The sequence below is a fragment of the Streptomyces abyssalis genome (assembly GCF_001751365.1).
GTDB lineage: Bacteria > Actinomycetota > Actinomycetes > Streptomycetales > Streptomycetaceae > Streptomyces > Streptomyces abyssalis.
Genome location: NZ_LJGT01000038.1, coordinates 124,010 through 144,732, shown reverse-complemented (window position 1 = coordinate 144,732; position 20,723 = coordinate 124,010). Strand labels below are relative to the sequence as shown.

Annotated in this window: 22 protein-coding genes and 1 tRNA gene; 7 read left to right on the top strand and 16 right to left on the bottom strand. The window is 67.9% G+C overall.

Annotation, left to right across the window (positions count from 1 at the left end):
* Nucleotides 1–45 precede the first annotated feature (45 nt).
* The 4 genes from AN215_RS07925 (at nt 46) to AN215_RS07910 (ending at nt 2,893) form a co-directional block, all read left to right on the top strand.
* Nucleotides 46–552 (top strand): MogA/MoaB family molybdenum cofactor biosynthesis protein, encoded by a 507-nt coding sequence (locus tag AN215_RS07925; RefSeq protein ID WP_070013294.1) that lies wholly within the window; start codon nt 46–48, stop codon nt 550–552.
* A 14-nt stretch (nt 553–566) separates the two neighbouring features.
* Entirely contained in the window at nt 567–1,172 is a 606-nt protein-coding gene (locus tag AN215_RS07920; RefSeq protein WP_070013295.1) for a GNAT family N-acetyltransferase, read from the top strand.
* Nucleotides 1,173–1,348: 176 nt separating this feature from the next.
* Nucleotides 1,349–2,683, top strand: coding sequence for a divisome protein SepX/GlpR (gene sepX / locus AN215_RS07915; RefSeq protein WP_070013906.1), 1,335 nt, complete (start codon nt 1,349–1,351; stop codon nt 2,681–2,683).
* A 136-nt stretch (nt 2,684–2,819) separates the two neighbouring features.
* Nucleotides 2,820–2,893, top strand: a tRNA-Ala gene (locus AN215_RS07910).
* A gap of 339 nt (nt 2,894–3,232) precedes the next feature.
* Here AN215_RS07910 and AN215_RS07905 read toward each other — a convergent pair.
* The 5 genes from AN215_RS07905 to AN215_RS07890 all read right to left on the bottom strand — a co-directional run bounded on the left by AN215_RS07905 (nt 3,233) and on the right by AN215_RS07890 (nt 8,615).
* Nucleotides 3,233–3,772 carry a cupin domain-containing protein gene (locus tag AN215_RS07905; protein ID WP_070013296.1) on the bottom strand — a complete coding sequence of 180 codons (540 nt, stop codon included), beginning with the start codon at nt 3,770–3,772 and terminating at the stop codon, nt 3,233–3,235.
* Nucleotides 3,773–3,798: 26 nt separating this feature from the next.
* Entirely contained in the window at nt 3,799–5,412 is a 1,614-nt protein-coding gene (locus tag AN215_RS07900) for a long-chain fatty acid--CoA ligase (RefSeq protein ID WP_070013297.1), read from the bottom strand.
* Between the two features lie 90 nt (nt 5,413–5,502).
* Nucleotides 5,503–5,913 (bottom strand): tannase/feruloyl esterase family alpha/beta hydrolase, encoded by a 411-nt coding sequence (locus tag AN215_RS30850; RefSeq protein WP_420856222.1) that lies wholly within the window; start codon nt 5,911–5,913, stop codon nt 5,503–5,505.
* Nucleotides 5,914–5,922: 9 nt separating this feature from the next.
* Nucleotides 5,923–7,173 (bottom strand): tannase/feruloyl esterase family alpha/beta hydrolase, encoded by a 1,251-nt coding sequence (locus tag AN215_RS30845; protein ID WP_420856223.1) that lies wholly within the window; start codon nt 7,171–7,173, stop codon nt 5,923–5,925.
* Nucleotides 7,174–7,226: 53 nt separating this feature from the next.
* Nucleotides 7,227–8,615, bottom strand: a complete 1,389-nt coding sequence (locus AN215_RS07890; protein WP_070013298.1) for an MFS transporter — start codon at nt 8,613–8,615, stop codon at nt 7,227–7,229.
* A gap of 142 nt (nt 8,616–8,757) precedes the next feature.
* On the opposite strand from AN215_RS07890, the gene AN215_RS07885 reads away from it, so the two are divergent.
* Nucleotides 8,758–10,551 carry a helix-turn-helix domain-containing protein gene (locus tag AN215_RS07885; RefSeq protein ID WP_070013299.1) on the top strand — a complete coding sequence of 598 codons (1,794 nt, stop codon included), beginning with the start codon at nt 8,758–8,760 and terminating at the stop codon, nt 10,549–10,551.
* 300 nt (nt 10,552–10,851) lie between these two features.
* Here the strand turns inward: AN215_RS07885 and AN215_RS29760 are convergent, their stop codons facing one another.
* From AN215_RS29760 to rpmG, 5 genes are all read right to left on the bottom strand, one after another.
* Nucleotides 10,852–11,301: a hypothetical protein gene (locus AN215_RS29760; protein WP_070013300.1), complete on the bottom strand. Its 450-nt coding sequence runs from the start codon at nt 11,299–11,301 to the stop codon at nt 10,852–10,854.
* 241 nt (nt 11,302–11,542) lie between these two features.
* Nucleotides 11,543–11,779, bottom strand: coding sequence for a 30S ribosomal protein S18 (gene rpsR, locus AN215_RS07875; RefSeq protein WP_070013301.1), 237 nt, complete (start codon nt 11,777–11,779; stop codon nt 11,543–11,545).
* A gap of 36 nt (nt 11,780–11,815) precedes the next feature.
* Nucleotides 11,816–12,967 (bottom strand): CobW family GTP-binding protein, encoded by a 1,152-nt coding sequence (locus tag AN215_RS07870; RefSeq protein ID WP_070013302.1) that lies wholly within the window; start codon nt 12,965–12,967, stop codon nt 11,816–11,818.
* Nucleotides 12,967–13,221: a type B 50S ribosomal protein L31 gene (locus AN215_RS07865; RefSeq protein ID WP_070013303.1), complete on the bottom strand. Its 255-nt coding sequence runs from the start codon at nt 13,219–13,221 to the stop codon at nt 12,967–12,969. The genes AN215_RS07870 and AN215_RS07865 overlap by 1 nt, the downstream gene beginning before the upstream one ends.
* Before the next feature lie 38 nt (nt 13,222–13,259).
* A complete protein-coding gene (gene rpmG, locus AN215_RS07860; RefSeq protein WP_070013304.1) occupies nt 13,260–13,424 on the bottom strand; it encodes a 50S ribosomal protein L33 in 165 nt (54 codons plus the stop codon).
* A 64-nt stretch (nt 13,425–13,488) separates the two neighbouring features.
* Between rpmG and rpmB the strand changes: the two genes are divergently transcribed.
* Nucleotides 13,489–13,725, top strand: a complete 237-nt coding sequence (gene rpmB / locus AN215_RS07855; RefSeq protein ID WP_070013305.1) for a 50S ribosomal protein L28 — start codon at nt 13,489–13,491, stop codon at nt 13,723–13,725.
* Complete coding sequence (rpsN, locus tag AN215_RS07850) at nt 13,725–14,030, top strand: 30S ribosomal protein S14 (RefSeq protein WP_070013306.1); 306 nt, start codon at nt 13,725–13,727, stop codon at nt 14,028–14,030. The genes rpmB and rpsN overlap by 1 nt, the downstream gene beginning before the upstream one ends.
* Nucleotides 14,031–14,171: 141 nt before the next feature.
* Here rpsN and AN215_RS07845 read toward each other — a convergent pair whose 3' ends face one another.
* The 6 genes from AN215_RS07845 to AN215_RS07820 form a co-directional block, all read right to left on the bottom strand.
* On the bottom strand, nt 14,172–14,471 hold the full coding sequence (locus tag AN215_RS07845) for a hypothetical protein (protein WP_070013307.1): 300 nt from the start codon (nt 14,469–14,471) through the stop codon (nt 14,172–14,174).
* A 328-nt stretch (nt 14,472–14,799) separates the two neighbouring features.
* On the bottom strand, nt 14,800–15,594 hold the full coding sequence (locus AN215_RS07840) for an ABC transporter ATP-binding protein (protein ID WP_070013308.1): 795 nt from the start codon (nt 15,592–15,594) through the stop codon (nt 14,800–14,802).
* Nucleotides 15,591–16,595, bottom strand: coding sequence for a FecCD family ABC transporter permease (locus AN215_RS07835; RefSeq protein WP_070013309.1), 1,005 nt, complete (start codon nt 16,593–16,595; stop codon nt 15,591–15,593). The genes AN215_RS07840 and AN215_RS07835 overlap by 4 nt, the downstream gene beginning before the upstream one ends.
* A 157-nt stretch (nt 16,596–16,752) precedes the next feature.
* Complete coding sequence (locus tag AN215_RS07830) at nt 16,753–17,757, bottom strand: ABC transporter substrate-binding protein (RefSeq protein WP_070013310.1); 1,005 nt, start codon at nt 17,755–17,757, stop codon at nt 16,753–16,755.
* Between the two features lie 536 nt (nt 17,758–18,293).
* Nucleotides 18,294–19,067, bottom strand: coding sequence for a TauD/TfdA family dioxygenase (locus AN215_RS07825; RefSeq protein WP_171904153.1), 774 nt, complete (start codon nt 19,065–19,067; stop codon nt 18,294–18,296).
* A 156-nt stretch (nt 19,068–19,223) separates the two neighbouring features.
* Entirely contained in the window at nt 19,224–20,162 is a 939-nt protein-coding gene (locus tag AN215_RS07820; RefSeq protein WP_070013311.1) for a GHMP family kinase ATP-binding protein, read from the bottom strand.
* Nucleotides 20,163–20,723 lie beyond the last annotated feature (561 nt).

Below are 20,723 nucleotides of genomic sequence, written 5' to 3'. Positions count from 1 at the left end.
TGAGCGCGGCGAGCCCGGCCTGTCCGGCGAGAAGGAGTCCGGCGTATGAGCCCCGCCCTGCAGCCCTACCGTGCCCTCGCGGTCACGGCGTCGAACCGCGCCGCCGACGGCGTCTACGAGGACACGGGCGGCCCGTTGATCGTCGAGAGCCTCTCGGCCATGGGCTTCGACGTGGCAGGACCAAGCGTCGTACAGGACGGCGAACCGGTCGCGGAGGTGCTCGGCGCGGCCGTCGCTGCCGACTACGACGTCATCGTGACCACCGGCGGCACCGGCATCGCGCCGACCGACCAGACCCCCGAAATGACCCGCCGCGTACTCGACTACGAGATCCCGGGCATCGCCGAGGCGATCCGCGCCGAGGGCGCGGGGAAGGTGCCGACGGCCGCCCTCTCGCGTGGCATCGCGGGAGTCGCCAACACCACTCTGATCGTCAACCTTCCCGGTTCCTCGGGCGGGGTGCGTGACGGACTCGCCGTGCTGGGACGGCTGTTGGTGCACGCCGTGGACCAGATCCACGGCGGTGACCACCCCAGAGGGGACCTCAACTGAACGCGTCCTGGCCGATCGTGCTGACGGACGGTGCGACCACCCTCCGTCCGATAAAGCTGCGCGACCAGCGTGCCTGGCGCGAGGTGAACCAGCGCAACCGCGAATGGCTGCGCCCCTGGGAGGCCACCATCCCGCCGGCGCCGCCCGGGCTCACGCCGCCGAACCGTCCCTCGTACCGTCAGATGGTCCGTCATCTGCGCGCCGAGGCGCAGGCCGGCCGGATGCTGCCGTTCGTCGTGGAGCATCAGGAGCGCCTGGCGGGCCAGTTGACGGTCGCGGGGATCACGTGGGGATCGATGTGCTCGGGCCACATCGGCTACTGGGTCGACCGTGCGGTCGCCGGCCGGGGCGTGATGCCGACGGCCGTCGCCCTCGCCACGGACCACTGTTTCCGTACGGTCGGACTGCACCGCATCGAGATCTGCATCCGGCCCGAGAACGCACCGAGCCGGCGCGTGGTGGAGAAACTGGGCTTCCGCGAAGAGGGGTTGAGGCCTCGTTATCTGCATATCGACGGTGCGTGGCGCGACCATCTCGTTTTCGCCCTGACCGCCGAGGAAGTGCCCGAAGGACTCCTCACCCGGTGGCGCCGCACGGCTCCCGGCGCCTCCCGAAAATGAAATAGACGTTCGATATTACGGTGCCGGTCCTGAACACCCCCTGCGCCACGGCGAATTGAGTTCGTCTGGGTTTCCGCGGTCAACAGCGGTGAAAAACATGGAGAGATCAGCCGGATCGTGCGACACACCGCCGTATTTGGCAGATGGCTGCGGCCAAATCCCTCTACCGTGTGAGGGTGAACAGCAGTGGCCTCATCTACGCAGTCATCGTCGGGGCCTGGGCTGCCTACCTGGTGCCGATGTGGCTCCGCAGGCAGGACGAGCTGAACGAATCCCGTCCGACGGAACGCTTCAGCACCGCCATCCGTCTGCTGTCCGGCAAGGCGGCGATGGAAAGGCGCTACGCGAGGGAGACCGAGCGCCGCGACGGTGACGTCGAAGTGCCCGGCGAACTCGGCGACGAATTGGCTCCCGACGGCAGCCGTCCCGCCGAGCGCCATGACGAGTACGACGGCGTTCCGGAGGGAGCGGTCGCCGCCGACGCCGCCGCCGTCGAATCCGTGGACGTACGGGCCTACGCCGATCCCAAGACCATCGTGGGCGAGGGCGTCACGGGCACGCCCACCGAGGTGCTCGGCGCCTCGGGCCGCGCGGAGGGAGCCGGAGGCGACTCCGGCGGCCGGAGCGGAAGCGCTGGGGGTACCGCCCAGGCCGAAGGCCAGGGGGGAGGACGGAAGTCCGCCGAGCGGGACGGCGCGGAGCGCAGCAAGGCCGAACGCGACAAGGCCCGGCAGAAGAACAAGCGGGCCAAGGTCCTCGCCCGGCGCCGCCGCACCACGATGGTGCTCTTCCTCGCCTTCACGGCGGGGGCGATCGTCGCCGCCGTGGGCGGGTTCGCGTTCCTCTGGGCTCCGGGCGCACCGGGCCTGCTGCTGAGCGCGTACATCGTCCACCTGCGTGTGACCGAACGCCGCCGCTTCGCGGCCACGATGGACAAGCGGCGGCGAGTGGAGTCCGCTGCGCAGGAGCGGCACGCTCCGCAGGCCGGGGACGACGAGGCGGCCGCGAGAACGGGCGGAGGCGCCGAGACCGAAGCCTTCCACGGCCCCGCTACGGCCGCCGGCCACACCGCCTCGCAGGGCCCGGCACCGGAGCCCGCCGCGGCGCACACCGAAGAACCCGCGGCGATCGACCGCCGCGCACTGGTCGAGCAGACCGACCACGCGGAATGGGTCGACCAGCAGCGCCACGGCGACCGCGAGTCCACCGAGGGCTGGGATCCCGTACCGGTGCCGCTGCCGACGTACGTCAGCGCTCCCGTCGCCCCGCGCAGCACGCGCGGAGTCGACCTGGAGGCGCCCGGCACGTGGAGCTCCGCCCGCTCCAGCAGCGCGAGCGGTGAGGCGCCGGCAGCCTCGTCCGGGGGCTCGGGCGGCTCCGCTTCAGCGGGCTCCGGCAAGGAGCAGGACGACGATCCGGCCACCCCGTCCCGTCGCGCGCGCGGACGGCGCCAGACCCCTCTCTTCGACCAGTACGAGGGCGACGACCGCCCGCGCGCAGCCAACGAGTGACCCGCGGCGACCGCCGTCGCCGCGGGCCCGGCACAGCGGCACGGCACCCGCGATCAGCGCCCTGCAGCGCGATGACCAGCACCGGAACCGATTACCGCCCGGCCGGGCGGGGATGCTAAGGTTTCACCCGTCGCAAGGGCCTGTGGCGCAGTCCGGTAGCGCATCTCGTTCGCAACGAGAGGGTCAGGGGTTCAAATCCCCTCAGGTCCACTGCGGGCCGTTCTTGAGCTAGCTGGAGAACGGTTGACGAGATCCCGTTCGATCATGGAGATCGGACGGGATTCTTGCGTTTCTGCGGTCCGTTCCAGGCGTGTTCGGGGTGGTGGGGTGGGGCGTGCAGGGCTGGAAGACCCCCGGGGCGGGATCCGGGCCTTCGTTGCTGCGGCCACCGCAGCGGAGAATGCTCCCGCGCCTGGCTGCTGCGTCACCGGCCGAAAGGTGGCCCCGGGCCCGCGGCACCGGCTTGAGTAGACGCAGCACGCCCTGTAGGGGTTCGTTGATTGTTCTGTCGGTCCCCAGGACTGTTCTGATCCTCGCCTGACACACCCTCTAGCCTTCGCGGCTGGCGCCTATGAGGACGTAGCACATGAGTGCCGGTTTGTCGCTCTTGTTGTGCCACGCGTGGCGGGTCCCTTGCTGGACTACGAGGGCGCCGGGAGTGAGTTTGACTTCCTTGCCGTCGTCGAGTTCGAGGTGGAGTTCACCTTCGAGACAGACGCCGTAGTCGATGCTGTCGGTGGTGTGCATGCCGGGGTTGTCGGCTTCGAACACATCGAGCAAGCCGGGGAGTTTTTCGGCTCCCTCAGCGGCGGTCGCGTCGGGGTCGCCGGTGGGTTCGGGTTCGGAGGAGTGGGGGGCGAATCGGAGGAACAGGACACGGGTACCGCCGGGGCCGGGGAAGAAGGGGAAGGTCTTCGGTTCGTGGGGTTCAGTGCCGACGGTGGTGCCGCCGTCGTCCGTACCCCACATCGTGTAGAAGGTGCCGGGGAAGGCGGCGATGGTTGTTGGGGCGGCGGGTTTGTCGGTGACGAACACGGAGGTGCCGTCGGCTTCACGGTCGGTGACGATCAGGCGGGGTTCGATTGCCATGGCGTTACGCGCCTTTGGTGAGTTGGCTACTGATTGTCGGCGATGTCGGCCCGGAGTTGTTGTTTGGAGAATTTCCCGGTGGCGGTCTTGGGTATCTCGTCGAGGAAGAACACCTGGTCGGGCAGCCACCAGGAGGCCACGCGGGTGCGCAGGTGATCGCGTACGGCCTCAGCGGTGGGCGTCGCCCCGGAGTGGGCGACGACGCAGGCCACTGGGCGTTCGCCCCATTTGGCGTCGGTGACACCGATAACAGCGGCTTCGGCGACGTCGGGGTGGTCCATGATGGCGTTTTCCAGTTCGACCGAGGAGATCCATTCACCTCCCGATTTCACGAGGTCTTTGGTGCGGTCGACGATGCGCACGTAGCCATCACGGTTGACGGTGGCCACGTCACCGGTGCGCAGCCATCCATCGTCGGTGAACGCGTCGGTCGCGGCTTCCGAGCCGAAGTAGTGGGCGGCGATGGTGGGGCCGCTGGCTTGCAGCTCACCGGGCGTGCGGCCGTCCCAAGGTGCTTCGCGGCCGTCGTCGCCGATGATGCGGACCTCGGTGAGCGGGATGGCTGGCCCAGGCGTGCCCAGCAGCGCGCGCTGCTGCTCGCGCGTGCTCCCGTCATGCACAGTGCCGATGCGGGAGGTGGTGACCACCGGGCTGGTTTCGGTCATGCCCCAGGCGTTGGTCAGCGGCACGCCGATGCTGTCCTGGTAGGCGCGGGTGAGTGCTTCGTCGACCGCGCCACCGCCGCTCACGATCTGGCGCACGGCGGACAGGTCGTGCTGGTCGAGCAAGGGCAGCAGTCCGCGCCAGATGGTGGCCACCGCGGCGCCGAACGTGACCTTGTGGCGGGCGAGCATGCCTGCCAGTTCCGGTGGGGTCATCGCCGGTCCGGGGAGCACGAGGTCTGCACCGCAGAGCATGGCGCTGTAGGGCAGGCCCCAGGCGTTGACGTGGAACATCGGCACGATCGGCATGATTACGTCACGTTCGTTGATGCCGAAGGTGTCGACCATCAGCAACAGGCTGGCGTGCAGGACCATCGAGCGGTGGCTGTAGAGCACACCCTTGGGGTTGCCGGTGGTGCCCGAGGTGTAGCAGAGCGCGGCGGCGGTGTTTTCGTCGGCGACGGTGAACTCCCGCCCGGTGTCCCCGGACCGGGCAAGGAGGTCTTCGTAGTCGACGATGCGCGCGTCGTCGGGGATCTCGGCGTCGCTGCCGTCGTCCATGACCACCACCGCGCGCACGGTGGTGAAGGTGTCGACCAGGGGCCAGATGGTGGGCAGGATGGAGCGGTCGATGAACAGGACGTCGTCAGAGGCATCGTTGACGATGTAGGTGATCTGTTCGCCGAAGAGCCGGTGATTGACGGTGTGCAGTACTCGCCCTGTGCAGGGCACCGCTAGATACAGCTCGGCGTGACGGTGGCTGTTCCACGCGAATGTGCCCACCCGAGCGTCAGTTGGTACGCCGAGCTCGTCGAAGGCGGCGGCCAGGCGCCGAACCCGCGCGCAAATGTCGGCCCATGTCGTGGTCATCTCTCCGTCGATGCGGCCGGACACCACGGTCTTGTGCCCGAAGTAGCGTTCGGCCCGCCGGAAGACGTGGGGGAGGGACAACGGACGGTCCTGCATCAAGCCGAGCATCGGTGGAGCACCTTCTCTTTCGGATTCGCCGACGACCCCGTCGGAAGGAATGGCGATTGCGGAGTGGGAACCCGACCGTTGGGTCCGACGTCAGTGCGTGCACACGAAGCTCGCGGCGCTGTCCGGATCGCCGGCGCGATACCTGGGCCAGTCCGGATATCCGCAAAGTGGACGAGTGCGGTTGTGGTCGGTGTCGGCCACGATCGGATTCGCGGGCGGCTGTCCCCGTTCGACCCACCGCTCGAGCGCGGAGAGCGAGTCCCAGCCGGCGGCGAACGCCGGCGTGCCGTAGTTTGCGTGGTTCGCCCCGGGCACGAGGTAGTACCGCATGAACTTGCTGGTCGACCGGGGGCCCAGCACATCGCGCACTCGCTGGTGGTAGTCGCTCGTCGAGCGGGGAGACACCAGCTCGTCCGCAGCGCCGTGGATCAGGATGAGCTTGCCGCCGGCGCGGGCGAACGGGCGGAGATCCGCGTTGTTGCGATCCTGGATCGTGGACAAGTAGCTGATTCACTTGAGCCACTTCCCGGGATTTCGGGGATCGACGTCGAGAGAGTCATGGGCAGGGTCTCGTGTCAGGAAGTACTTGACCCATTGCTCCCAGTACTGCATCCCGTAACCGCTCGTCACCGGCATGGGATTGGCCGGCGCGGTTGTGCCGAACCCGAGGAACGGGGTCCTCATGTCGGCCCCCTCGAGGAACGGGAAGCCCGGGTATTCGGTCTCGCCACTGGCGATCCGGTACGGCCACCTGAACGGGGAGGACATGGCGACCACGGCCCCGATCTGAGGATCCGACAGACAGGTCGGACCGTCTTCCTCACCGCCGGGGCAGCGGAGTGCATGAGGATCGAAGTGGCAGCCGCCCGGGTTCGAGACGACGTCGTCCTCGACACCGTCCAGACGGTCACACGCGTTCACGACGCTGTTGTAGAGAAGCGTCTGCTTTTCGGGTCCGGGGAACGCACCGGGCCGGGACAGGACCTGCGCCAGATACCCCAGGTCCAGGACCTCACTGAGGTTGTTCCAAGCGGGATAGGCGGAGATCACCCCATCGAATGCCTCCGGCCACCGTTGAGCGACGATGAGAGCTTCGCGGCCGCCTGTCGAGCCTCCTGCGAAGTAGACCTCGACGGGCTTTGTTGCGTAGGCGTGCCGGATGAGGAACATGCTCGCGTCGCGCGTCTTCTTGAGTGCGTCACCGGCAGCGAAGTTGCTCACGGCCTCGTCGTTCATCCCGAACGACCCGTCCAAACTCGGCGGGGATGCCGGGTCTTGCTGGTGGCCGGAGTCGCTGGCGAATGTCGCGTACCGCCGGGCCAGCGGCGCGGGCCGGCCCGTGGGGCCGAACGGCACATTCGCCGTCAGGTCGGGAACGGTGCCGTTGTAGCCGCCACCACCGAACATCGTCGCCTTGCGATTCCAGCTGTGAGGCAAGGCGGCGCGCATCTTGATAACGGGCGCGGCCGGATCAACGGGAAAGATGTCAGCGTCGACCTGGCAGTACTCAATCGTCTCGCCACTGACACGGCTGGTCATGACCGAGGCCGACGTGACGCGACCGCCGCGCGTCGGCAGACTCATCACCGATGCCGGAATGTTCAGCTGATCCAGTCCTGCGCACCTCGGCACCGTCGTCGAGGAGCCAGCCTCGGTGGAGGTTGTTGCGACGGCGGGGCCGGCACCGAGGAACAGGGTCGCGCCCGCCGCGAGCGCAGCGAGGCGACGGTACCTTGCGCCCCTTGCCGGTGTTCTGCTCACGCTGGCCTCTTCTCTGAGTCGCGTAGGCACGGGGTGCCGCTCGGCACCGGCCCTCAGCGGTATAGGTGCGTGCCCGGAATGGCGTGCGGATCGTTGCGGACCTCAGCGGAGTTCGTCTCGGGCAGGAACCACGCGCTGGCGAAGGTGATCAGCCCCATGGCCGCGATGTAGGCGGCGACCGGCATGGTGCTCCCGGTCTTTGCGATGAGTGCTGTCATGAGGAACGGTGTGCCGCCGCTGACGATGATCGCGGAGAGTTGGTAGGCAAGCGATGCGCCCGAGTAACGAACGCTGGGAGCGAAGAGCTCACCGAGGAAACTCGCGATCGGGCCGTAGGTGAGGCATTGGAATACGAAACCCACCATCACCGCGACGAAGATCAGCGGCAGCGACGCGGTATCGACGAGCCCGAAGTAAGGGAAGGCCCATACGGCAACGCCCATACCACCGACCAGGATCAGCGGCCGACGCCCCACCCGGTCCGAAATGTGACCGGACCAGGGGATGGTCACGACCATGGCCACGGAACTGATCAGGACGATCGCGAGCAGAGAGTTGCGGTCGAGTCCGAGAGAACCGGTGCCATAGCTCAGGAGCCCCGAGATGCTGACGTAGAAGAGACTGTTCGTGGCTGAGAGGAGCCCGCAGCCGAGAAGGATGGTTCCCCACTTATTCCGAACAACCTGCGCCAGCGGAGCCCGGACCACTGCGCTCTCCGACCCCGACGCCTCTCGTTGCAGCTCGCGGAACTCCGGCGTGTCCTCCACCTTGGCCTGGATGTAGAGAACCACCACGAACATCACGACGCTGACCAGGAAGGGGATGCGCCAGCCCCAGCTGAGGAAGGCGTCATCCGGCATCAGGCCACTGGCAGCCACGAAGATGAGGTTCGAAAGGATCACGGCAACGGGAACACTGGTCTGCCCGAAGGTTCCGGCGAAGCCGCGCCGCTTGGGGCTGGCGGACTCGGTGAGCAGGAGCACGATGCCACCCCACTGGCCGCCGGCCGCGAGCCCCTGCAAGAAGCGCAGCGTGACCAGCAGCGTCGGGGCCAGCACACCGACGGTCGTCGCGCTGGGGAGGCAGCCGATCAGGAAGGTCGCGGCCCCCATGAGCGCCAGACAGGCGACCACGACCGGCTTGCGTCCGTATTTGTCACCGAAGTGTCCGGCGAGCACCCCGCCGATCGGGCGCGCCACGAAGCCTGCCCAGAACGTGCTGAAGGCGAGGAGGGTCCCCGTCAGTTCCGAGGAATGCGGAAAGAACACACGGGGGAACACCAGCGCGGCTGCCGTGCCGTAAAGGAAGAAGTCATACCACTCGATCGAGCTTCCGATGAGCCCCGCAGTCAGCAGCTTGCGGAAGCCTCGGCGTCGAGTTGTGGACGAACCGGTATCAACGGGGCCGGAGTGTTCTTCGGGTTGAGCGAGCGGGGCTGCCATACATGCCGCCTTCGTCGATAGCACAGGCGAGTGATGGCGGTCATATTATGGCGCCGCTAACTGACGGTTGAGGTACGTATCATCCACACCTCACGCTGGTTCGGTGGGTCTTTCTTTCACCTGATGCGAAGGAGGTGGCGTTGTGGTCAGCGACCCCGGTGGCGAGGCGGAGTCGTACTCCCTGCTGCGCCGGCAGCGCGAGCTGGCGTCGTTGTATGCGACTGCCAAGTCGCTCACTGCGCTGGGCGAGCTCGATGAGGTGCTGCAGTCCATCGTCCACCACGCCCACGATCTGATCGGTACGGACTTCATCTACCTCTCGCTTGTCGGCGCGGACGGCAGACTGTCGGCCAAGGCATCGGAGGGAACGATCTCTCCCTCGTTCCTCGCGGCGGGCATACCGGCGGGTGTGGGGCTTGGCGGCAAGGTACTGGCCTCCCGGCGCCCGCACTGGGTGCGCAATTACATCAACTCGACTCTTATCGAGCACGATCCGAACTTCGACCGCCTGGCCGCTACCGAGGCACTCGTCGCGCTTCTCGGTGTGCCACTGGTCATCCGAGGTGAAGCGGTGGGCGCCCTGTTCGCCGCGGACCGCTCGGAGCGATCCTTCCAAGCCGACGAGATCGCGCTGCTGAGCGCATTCGCCGATCACGCAGCGGTTGCCCTCGACAATGCCCGTCTCTACGAGGCGAGCCGGAATGCCCTGCACGAGCTGCAGATCGCGTACGGGAAGATCGAGGAACACGTGGCCGTGATGGAGCGAGCGCAGGCGATCCACGAAGCCTTGACCGGGGTTGTGCTGGGGGGCGGGACGCCGGGCGATGTCGCGCAGCTTCTCGCCGATCAACTCGGGGGAAGCGTCGCGCTCTTCGACAGGGCCGGCGCCGCTCTCGTTCGCCGAGACTCGACGTCGAGTCCGTGCCGGACTCCATCGGAGATCGACCTGGCCGATGTCGTCAAGAACGCACACGGCTCGGGCCGCTGCACGACGTGGGTCGATCCCGACGGGGTGGCCCGCAGCGTGGCTTCGATCCAGGCAGGCGACAGCTACCTCGGGGCACTGGCGTGGACCCGAGAGGGAGCCGCGGACCGCGGCGCCCCGGACGACATGGACCTGCGAACCCTCGAGCGGGCCACCCACATCCTGGGGTTGCTCATCCTCAAGGAGCGGGCCGTTGCCGAGGCCAGCGAGCGATTGAGCGGAGAGCTCCTGACCGAGCTCATGGTCGGCAGCCCCGGGATCAGTCCTGCTCAGCGCGCCCGCACCCGGGCTCGCAACATCGACGCCGACCGCCTGGATCTGGTCCTCGTCGCGGATTCCCCCACGATGTCGTCAACGGATCTCTCGCGCCACCTGCACGACATCGCCCGAGACCGCTCAGGGCTGGCCGGCGAACATCTGGGCAGGGCGACCACGATTCTCCACAGCGTCGACGACGACCGGACCGTCGAGGACGTCCATTGTCGACTGCGTCGCACGCTGGGTGGCCCCGTGGTCGTCGTCGGAGAACGGGCGGTAAATCATGACTGGTCACGCGCCTTCTCCCTGGCCAGCCGTTGCAGTGCTGTGATGCGAGCAATCGGCCACACCGACCTGGGCGCCACAACGGGTCGATACGCCCTCTACGCCATGATCTTCGACACCGAACGGGTCCGCGAGCTCGAAGGTTTCATCGCCGACTCCATAGGCCCGCTCCTTGACCACGACCAGCGACGTGGCACCAACCTCGTCGACACCCTCAGCGCCTACTACGGCCATCGTGCCAACGTCGCGGCGACCGCCCGAGCGTTGCACGTGCACGTCAATACGCTGCTCAAGCGACTGGACCGCGCCAGCAACATTCTCGGCTTCAACTGGCGCCACGAGAACGGCCTGGAACTGCAACTCGGACTTCAGCTGCACCAACTGAGGCAGGACACGGCCCACGCGTGACACCGCCCACCCATGGGCAAGGGAGCGTCTCCAGCAGGTCTGTCCGATGACCGGCTCTGGTGCTGGTTGAGTGATTCCCTGTCCCGTCGAAACGATCGAAACGCCGTGCTCCGCCGGCATCAAGGGTGATCAGCACCCGGCCTACGACCTCATGGCCGCCGCCGGGACGATCGAATGGGTGCTGGCGGCCGAACTCTTCCGAGGCCCCTCGCGGCCGTCACAGCGAGCGCGGCTCACCACTGCGTGCGGCCCGGCGGCGAGCCGGGCCGCGTCCCCGGTGGGTGCGGGAGCCTGTGAGCTCTAGGGATAGAGCCGTACGGAGTTCGTCGACGTAAGGTTCGTCCACAGGCCCGTGGTGCAGTTGTTGACGTCGAGGTCCCACGCAACGCTTCCCGTGCCGTCGTACCCCGTGAGTCCCCTGACCCCGGCACCGCCCGTCTGGCAGTTCTTCACGGTGTAGTCGCCGATGAGGTTGGCCACGTTGTACGTGCCGTAGCGGTAGAAGCTGTACACCATGGGGTGGTTGGAACTGCCGTCCCAGATGTCGCCCTTGTAGATGCAGACGTAACCCGAGTTGCAAGGGGCCGTCCGCGTCTCCTGGGCGGCAGCCGCCGTGGAAGTCGTCGCGGCCGGTGCCGCGTACGAGGCCGTGGGTGCGGCGAGGGCCGCGGCCCCCGCCAGCGTGAACGCGCCGGCCGTCGCGGCGGTGCGAAGACGCCATCGTCTGGTCGTGCGGATGCGGTTCGTCATGGTGCTCTCATTTCCCGGAGTCGGTGGGTATGGCGGGCCCGCGCGGAGTCCGGCCGCTCAGTGCGCGTGAGCGGAGGTTCCGTTCCGGCGGGGGACCCGGAGATCTGACATGACGTTAGGCGATGGCAATAAACAAGCTCTAAATGATGATTAGGCACCTTTCATCCCCGGTGGGTGGTTCAGCTCGATGGACTCTTCGTGGCGGCCGGCGGTGCTCCTCCGGTAAGCGGCCGAGCGGCGTTCACCGGCTCCCGTACGGCAGCAGGGCCATCTCGCGGGCGTTCTTGATCGCCCGTGCCATCTGTCGTTGCTGTTGTGCGCTGATCCGGGTCACGCGGCGGCTGCGGATCTTGCCCCGGTCGGAGATGAACTTCCGCAGGAGGTCGGTGTCCTTGTAGTCGATGTAGGTGATGCCGGCGGCGTCCAGGGGATTGCGGCGGGACTTGACGGGCTTGCGGGCGGCGTTTTGACGGGGCACAGGATCTCCAGGGGTGAGATTCGGGGGCGGGCGGCTTCAGATCGCGTGATCGAGAAGCGGAGCGAAGGTGGGCGGCAGCCGCCGCCAGGCGTCGGGACCTGCGGCGTATTCGGCGTCGGTCAGCAGGCACGACTCGAGGACTTCCCCGAGGCCGTCGCGGTCGAGGCCCGGTGAGGTGAAGACCAGGTGCTGGCAGCGGTCGCCGTTCTCGTCGTGCCAGTCGAGTGCGGCGGCCGCTCTGCGTTCCGGAGGCACCATGTCCCAGGCGGCGTCGGGGAGTGCGGCCAGCCAGGGGCCCGCTTGCTCGACGCTGAGTGCGCCGCCGGCCGCGTCCCACCCCAGCAGGGTGTCGGGGCGGTCGGCGAGCCAGAAGCGTCCCCGGCTGCGTGCAGCGGCGCAGGTCAGGTCCTCGAGCGCCCGGTAGAGCCGTTCCGGGTGGAAGGGACGGTCGCGGTGCCAGACGTAGGTGCTCACCCCGGAGTCGTCCGCCTCCTGCGGCAGCAGTGCGCAGGCGGGGTCCTGAGCCGCGGCGGCGGCACGCACGTCGAAACCGGCGAAGGCGGCGGCCGCCAACTCACGGGATGCCGCGTGTACGTGGTGCGCGGTGGGATGCAGCTGGTTCAGCAACGCCGCGTCCTCCTCGTCGGCGTCTTCGCTGTCGACGAGGGCGAGCACGGGGGCGTATTCGAGCTGGCGGGCGAAGGTGTCGGCGACGGTGCGCTGATCGGTGGCGGCAGCCGCGAGGCCGGCGTCTGCGAGGTCGTCGCCGTTGCCGAGGCAGGGCAGGACGAGGGCCGGGTCGACGGCCGTGACGACATTGGTGAGGACGACGTCTTCGCCGTGTGCGGCCACGACTTCGGCCATCGCCTTGGGCTCGACGGAGTCCCACAGTTCCACGACGGCGAGCCGGGTGATGCCGTCCGTGGCCAGCCTCTCCAGTTCGGGGATCAGGTCCTGGCGGAGGGCGCAGCAGGCGCAGTCGTTGACCAACGGTGCCTCTCCCGCGTGCAGTTCGCCGGCGGCGCTGCGTATCGTCCGCCGCACCGTTCCGTGTGAGGCCGTCGAGTGGTCGTGGTGCAGCGCGACGCTGCCGGGCACGGCCCGCAGCAGCCGGTCCACGACCTCGGTACGTGCCTCGGAGTGCAGCCCGCAGGCGATGACGACGGGAAGCTTCGGCCGGCTCTCCATCAGCGCGCCTCTCGGCGGCCGTAGCGGCGCTCGAAGCGCTCCACCCGCCCTGCTGTGTCCAGGACGCGGGCTGTGCCGGTGTAGAAGGGGTGGCTCTTGGAGGAGATCTCGACGTCGATGACGGGGTAGCTGTTGCCGTCCTCCCAGTCGATCCTCGTGTCGCTGGTGACGGTGGAGCGGGTGAGGAAGGCGAATCCCGCGGCCTTGTCCCGGAAGACGACGGGACCGTAGTCGGGGTGTATGCCCTGCTTCATGGCGCTCTCCTTTGCGTGGGGCTCGGTCGCGTGGGCTCTCAGCGGGTCTCGCGGAAGTCGACGTGGCGTCGGGCGACGGGGTCGTACTTGCGCAGGGTCATGCGGTCGGGGTCGTTACGGCGGTTCTTGCGGGTCACGTAGGTGTAGCCGGTGCCGGCCGTGGACCGGAGCCTGACGATCGGACGTAGGTCGTTGCTTGGCATGCGTGTAGTATATGGAAATGATTTCCATTAACAAAACCATGAGCCACGAGAGGCAGGTCACCGCATGTCCGCCCGCTGCCAACTGACCGGCGCCGAGCCCCGGTTCGGCAACACCGTGTCCCACTCGCACCGCCGCTCCCGCCGGCGCTTCGACCCCAACATCCAGCGCAGGCGCTACTGGCTGCCGAGTGAAGGCCGCCATGTGCGGCTCACCCTCAGCGCGAAGGGGATCAAGACGGTCGACGCGATCGGCATCGAAAGGGCCGTCGCGCGAATCCGCGCACGAGGAGGGAAGGTCTGATGGCGAAGAAGAGCAAGATCGCCAAGAACGAGAAGCGAAAGGCCGTGGTGGAGCGGTACGCGGCCCGCCGGGCCGAGTTGAAGGAGATACTTCGCCGCCCGTCCTCGACGGAGACGGAAAGGGCGGCCGCTCTGCGTGAGTTGCGCCGTCAGCCCCGCGACGCCAGCGCCACACGGGTGCGCAACCGTGACGCCGTCGACGGGCGCCCGCGCGGTCACCTGCGGGCGTTCGGACTCTCACGCGTGCGCATGCGCGAACTCGCACACAAGGGATACCTGCCCGGGGTCACCAAGTCCTCCTGGTGATCCCCGTCGGCCTCTGGGCATCGATGGCGACCGCGGACGGTGAACCGGCCTGCGTCGGTCGTGCGTCGCCTTGGCGGAAAGGCCCCCGTCAGCGCTCCGGGCAAAGGTCCGGAGCGCAATGACGGGTTCCTTCGGGGGTCATCAGTGGTCGTCCCAGTGGCCCTGGTGTGCGGCGTGCCGGTGTCCGTCGTGTACGTAGTCCACGTGGTCGCCGTGCGGCACGGCGACGTGTCCGCATCCTTCGCCGTGCATGTGGTCGTGGCCGGAGTGTTCCCGGTGCTCCTGTGCTTCGCATTCGTCGGTGTGATCTTCGTGAGGGCGGTGCAGATGCCCGTCGTGTGCGTAGTCCATGTGGTCGCCGTGCGGTACGGCGACGTGTCCGCATCCTTCGCCGTGCGTGTGGCTGTGGCTGTCGTGGACGCGGTGCTGTGTCGTTGTCACGTTGCTCAACTCCGTTTGTGATTCGCGGCATCGAAGACAGCCGGGCTTGAGGCAGCCGGCGGCCGAGGAATTCGGTGCGCAGAGTGTGGGATGTTGATGAAGCGTGTCACGAGGGTGATACGGAAACAGCTATTGACGCACGTGTCGAAAACCGACAGCGAATGTCGGATTCATGTTGTGAATACTCCCCGGTATGACGTGGTCGTTCTTGTTCCAAAGCCCGTCGGGTGGGCGGTGCCCTTGATCAATCCTGGGCATGCACGCCGTTCCGGCCGGGGCTCGGTCCGTGCCGAGTCGGGGAGCAAGGCGAGATCGATGCTTCGGCAGTTCAGCCGGGGGTGGAGGAAGACTCGGGCCCCGGTGCGACACCTCGGTGGCTGATGGTGAGCCGTCCGCCGCTGTCGCGGGTGATTTCCGTCTCGGTTCCGAAGACGTTCCTCAGATTCTCCGCAGTGAGTACGTCGTGCGGTATTCCTTCCGCGGTGACCTTCCCCTGGTTCAGCAGGATGAGCCTGTCGCAGAAGCGGGCAGCGAGAGCCAGGTCGTGTACGGCGACCAGAACGGTCTGGTCGGTGGCGGCCAGCATCTCCATGAGTTCCAACTGGTACCTGATGTCCAGGTGGTTGAGGGGTTCGTCCAGAAGAATTCCCCAGGGCTGCTGGGCCAGCGCGCGTGCGACGTGGGTCCGTTGTTGTTCTCCGCCGGACAGCGTCCTCCACGTACGGGTGGCGAGGCCGGTCAGGCCCATGTGTGCGAGGGCGGCGTCGATGATGAGGCGGTCCGTGGAGTTGAGGCCGCGCCACCGGTCGCGGAAGGGCGTGCGTCCCAGAGCGACCACGTCGGCGACCCGCAGTTCGCCCGCGGTGTGGGAAGTCTGCCCGACGAAGGCGATGTGCTGGGCGATCCCGCGAGGGCCGAACACCCTGATGTCGTGCCCGTCGTAGCGGACGGCACCATGCGTCGGCTTGAGCAGCCCCGCGGCGCACCGCAGCAGCGACGACTTTCCCGAGCCGTTGGGGCCTATGAGCCCGACGGTCTCCCCGGACGTGACCGTGAAGTCGACGCCCTCGATGATGGTCTTGTTCCGGACGGTCCAGCCGACCTGTGCGACGTCGATTCTCATAGTCCTCCCCGCTTACGGAGGATGACGGCGAAGACCGGGGCGCCGATGAGCGCCGTGAAGACCCCGGCCGGTACCTCCTGGGGCGCGAACGCGACCCTTGCCACCGCGTCCGTGACCACCAGGAACACCGCACCCCCGAGAGCCGAGAACGGCAGCAGGGACCGGTGCAGAGGCCCGACGAGGAACCGTACGCAGTGCGGGACGATGAGCCCCACGAACCCGATCGCACCCACGAACGCGACGGCTACCGCCGTGAGCAGCGCGGTCGCCACGAGCAGCACGTTCTGCATCGTCCGTACGTTGATGCCGAGCGATGCCGCGGTGTCCTGACCGAAGGCGAAGCCGTCCAGTGCCGTGGAGCACGACCACAGGACGAACAGCCCGGCCGCTGTGACGGTTGCGCAGATCGCCACCCCGTCCCACCGGGCGGAGGCCATCGAGCCGAGGAGCCAGTGGGCCACCGCCCGTGTCGTCTCCGCATCGCCGGACGCCATGACGATGAGCGAAGTGAGCGCCATGAACAACTGCCCCACGGCGACACCCGTGAGCAGAATCCGCACGGAGTCCAGGCCGCTGCGGCGCAGCAGAAACATCAGCAGGCCGAACGATACGAGCGCGCCCGCGAAGGCCCCGCCCGTCACCCCGAGCGAACCGGCGCCGATGCCCAGGACGACGACCGATACCGCGCCGCTGGAGGCGCCCGAGGAGACCCCCAGGAGATAGGGATCGGCCAGGGCGTTGCCGGTCACGGCTTGGAGGACCGCTCCGCACGACGCCAGAGTCGCGCCCACGAAAGCCGCCAGAAGGACTCGGGGTATGCGCAGATCCCAGATGAGGGAGTCGACGAGCGGGGGCAGCGGTTCGACTGCCAGACCGAGCCGGCTCCCCAGCACCCTGCCGAGGTCGGCGTATCCGATGTCGCTGATGCCGATGCGTACCGAGACCGCCATCGAGAACACGAGGAGCGCGACGCCACCGAGGAAGAGTGCGGGCCGGAGCATCCCGGGGCCCGGCTCGGCCCGTTGCGGCCGATGGTCGTGGTGCCTCCCGCTCGGTGCCGTAGCGCCGCGGTGGGACGGATGGAGCAGCGATGCCGTGCTGTGTGCGGTCGCCCGCGCTGCCGCGGAATCCGGTGCGGCCTCCGCCTGATCGACACGATCAGCGGGCATACCCACGGTCCTTCATTTCGTCCGCGAGCAGACCGAGCGTATGGGTGCTGCGTACGGACGGATCCATCTCGATGCCCGGCACGGTGAGAACCCGCTTGTTCCGCACCGCTGAGAGCTTCGACGTCACAGGGTCCTCGCGCAGCATGCGCAGCTTGTCCTCGGCGCTGTCGCCCGGCTGTCCGAGTTCGGGGATGTCGCCGAGCACGATCAGGTCCGGGTCACGGTCGGCCACTGCTTCCCACGACACCTCGGGCCACTGCTCGTCGACGTCGGCGAAGGCGTTCTCGGCGCCCACGAGCCTGCTCATCTCACTCGGCAGACCCCCCTTGCCCGCGACATACGGCGCACCCTCGAACACCGAGTAGATCCATACGACAGAAGGCTTGCCCTTCACCTTCTTGCTGACGGACGCCGCCCGCTGAACCTGCTTCTTCTGGCTGTCGATCAGCTTCTGAGCGCGGTTCTCCGTCCGGAACATGCGACCGAGGTTCTCGTAGTCCTTGAAGAGAAGGTCGAACGGAGTCATGCCCGCCCTGCTGTGCCGCGGGCAGTCGACGGCACTCACGTACGTGGGCAGGCCCGATTCCTTCAACTCCTCACGCGTGCCGACCCGGTCCTTGCTGTAGAGCTCGGCGAAGGAAGCCACCGCCAGATCGGGATTGGCTGCCCGAAGCTGTTCACTGGTGAGGGTCTTGGGGCTGAGCACCGGCACCTTCTCGTAGTCGGCCCGGTACCGGGGCGCGATGCTCGTCTTCAGGTACGAGGTCCCTGCCATGCGGTCGGCCATGCCGAGCGCGAGCAAGGTCTCGGTCGAGGACTGGTCGAGGGTGACGGCCCGGCTGGGCACTTCGGGCACCGAAAGTGACTGCCCGCAGCTGCGTACGACCGTGCCGGCCTTCTTGTCGCCGCCCGCTGAGGGGTGAGGCGCGCCCGAACACGCCGTCGCCCCCAGGGCAAGTGCCAGCACGACCGTGATGCGTATGCCCTTGGACATGGTCCTCCATCTACTGCGGCTCTGATGCAACTGAGTCCTGAACGCAACTGTATCTGGCAACGATTGTCGTTACACCCATGCCAAGCCCCTTGCGGAGCGGGCGCCTTGCTGTGCGATTCACGGCTGTGGTGGGGCAGGGTGCACCGGGTGACGGGGACCCCGCCGGAAGCCTCCGGTCAGGTGGAGACCGGGCTGGACAGTAGGGCCCCCACGGCCACTGTCCAGCCCGGCGACCTCACCTGTGCGCGGCAGGCAGCTGCTCGGGGTGGTCGTGTTCGCAGTCGTCGTCGATGCCCAAGGTCTCCCACCCCGGGAAGGAGTCGGCGGACGGGACGCTCTCCTGCCTGTCATGAGGCAGCCGGGCGAGGCTTCGTGCGGTGGCGCGGGGTGCAATCCGGTGCCGATGAAGACCAGTTCCTGCCCCTGAGGGTGTGGGAAAGTGGGCGTCCCGGCACGCTGGATGAAAATGGGTCCCATTAGCAATGCTGTTTCCCGGATGCCGCTGCTCGCGGGAGGGAGAAGGGCCGCCCCGCTGGTCAGCGTGCGTCCGCGCTGAGCAAGGTGAGGATGCGGGTCGTGCGCTCGCCGGTGTGGGCGTCCCTGCCGTGCCAGCAGCGGTAGTTGTCGAGAATCAGGATGTCCCCCTCCTCGAGCGGGAACCGGGGGAGGGTGCTCTCCAGTGCGCCGACCCTCTCCTCGAAGCGGGCCAGCATGACCTTGATGTGCTCCTCGTCCGGGTCCCGGTGCAGCGGCACGGCGCCGTCGCTGCGGCGCACGATCCGGCGACCGGAGCGGGTGTACTCGACGTGCCTGCCCGCGCGAGGAGTCGAGGGCAGGCCCCGCAAACCGCCCCATGCTCCGTAGAAGTCGACGTCGGTGCGCGTCAGGAAGTCCCACAGCTCCGGATCCGCGGTTCGCAGAGTGTCCACGAAGCGGTACGCATCGGCCACGAACGACTCTCCCCCTGACAGCGGCGGCCGCGTGAGCTGTACGAGGGCGTAGTCCTCATCGGGGTGGCGCCGCCTCGTGGGCACTCCGGCCAGGTCCACGACGATGTCGAAGCTGTCCGCGTGCAGGTGCACCGGCGACCCTTCGGACGAGGACCGCTGACGCTGCGGAAAGAGCTGCCGCAGCTGCTCGCCGAGGGCGAAGGCTGCGGCGACGGTGAGGGCCCGCGGAGACGGGGTCTGTCCCGTGAGGACGACGGCGCCGTCCCGGGCGAGGCAGCGTGAGACGGCGTCGGCGCACTCCATGTCGAGTCGTTCGGGGACCAGTCCGGCATCGGCCGGGGCCGTGAGCATCTCCTGCATTGCTGTTCGTATCCCTTCGAGTGGTTCCGGAGGTTCATCGATGCGTGCGGTTTGGCGGGGCGGAGCCCTCCGGCCGCATGTGGCCTGGTCAGTGTGGTTGCCCGGACAGGAGCTCCATGTTCCGACCACTGGACCGCTCCCGCTCCGGCCTCTCCCTCAGGCCGTGAGCATGGGGTCGGCGGCGGGAGCGCGCACGCCGGGGAAGCTGAGCGTGCGGTAGACGGCGACACCGCCGGCCAGTTCGGCGCATGCCCGGGCCGCCTCCATGGCCCTGCGCGTGCAGGACGGGTCCCGGGAGTCCAGGAGCACTCCGAGGGTCGTGCCGCTGTGCCCGACGGCCACACCGAGACCGCCGACCTCCCGGCAGATCTCCCGCATCGGCTCCAGCGACCGCTTGTACCGCAGCGGCTGATTCATCAGCGCGCTGCGGGTCGCGACCCTGCCCACTTCCGCCAGGTCGTGACGCGGAACGGCGGCGGCGAGCCTGTCCAGCAGACGGGCGTACTCGTAACCCTGCGCTGTGGAGAAGGACTTGGGGATGCGGTTGTAGGCGACGGTGTCGACCGCGCCGCCCTCGTCGATCCCCACCACGGTCATCGCCGGAAGGGATCCGAGGACTGCCCGCAGCCGCACCGCACGGTGGTGGAACGCGACGATCCCCGGGTAGAGCACGCCGTCCGTCGGCTCGATACGGGCCAGCAGCCGCTCGATCCTGGCGGGAGGCATCGGCGTACCGAGGGTCTTCGCCAAGGCTCGGGCAGTGGCGACGAGGTCCGCCGAGGAACTGGCCAGCCCCTTGCCTTCGGGGATGACACTGCTGACGGTCAGTACGCCGCTGACGGGGCGGCGCTCCTCCTCGGCGATCAAGTGCGCCAGCTGCAGAGCTTTCTTCTTGTGTACGGGCCGTACCGCGATTCCGTCGGCTGCCGGGTCCTGACGGAACGTCGCCATGCTCCACCGGGCGACCGGCAGGGTCACCAGGAAGTCGCCGCCATCTCCCGGCAGCACACCCTGCAGCAGCTCGCCGAAGGTGCCGAAGGCCGTGCCCGTGCCCTGCAGCCCCTGTCGCGGTGTCACGTCGTGGGAGAGCTTCACGTGTTCCTCTCTTCTTCCTGCATCACCTGCTCGTGGCCGCAGTTGTGCGACCGCACGAGTGCGTGTGGCCGAGAACCGCCGAGCACCAGCCGCGGCCGACTCGATGTCACATCCCGGTGAAGGCGGCTGAGGTTCAGGGACCGCTCACGTACGGACCCGGCTGAACGGCCATGCGGGGGCAGGGGCTTCTCGCGTACGCGTGAGGTCGGTTGACGGCTGTGGCGATGCCGGCACCGGGCACCTACGCCGGGGTGACGACCGGTGGTGAAGATGAAACTGATAATCGTTCTAACTCATCCGACCGTGATGAGGCAAGTCGGTGCTGCATGTGCCCGGGTGTCCGCCGGTGTCCGAGGTTCTCGCTGTTCTGGCGGCAGTGGGTGGCGAACGAAAAGTGCTCTTGACAATCATTTCCATGTAGTCGATGCTCGCTGACGCAAGGCAGCCGCTCGGATTCAGCCGTCCCGTACCGGGGTGTGCGCCACCCCCGGGCAAACCCCGCGAGAACTGCGGCGGGAAGCCTCGGAGTTCGCCTCCTGCGGGAGGCGCGCGTCATGACGA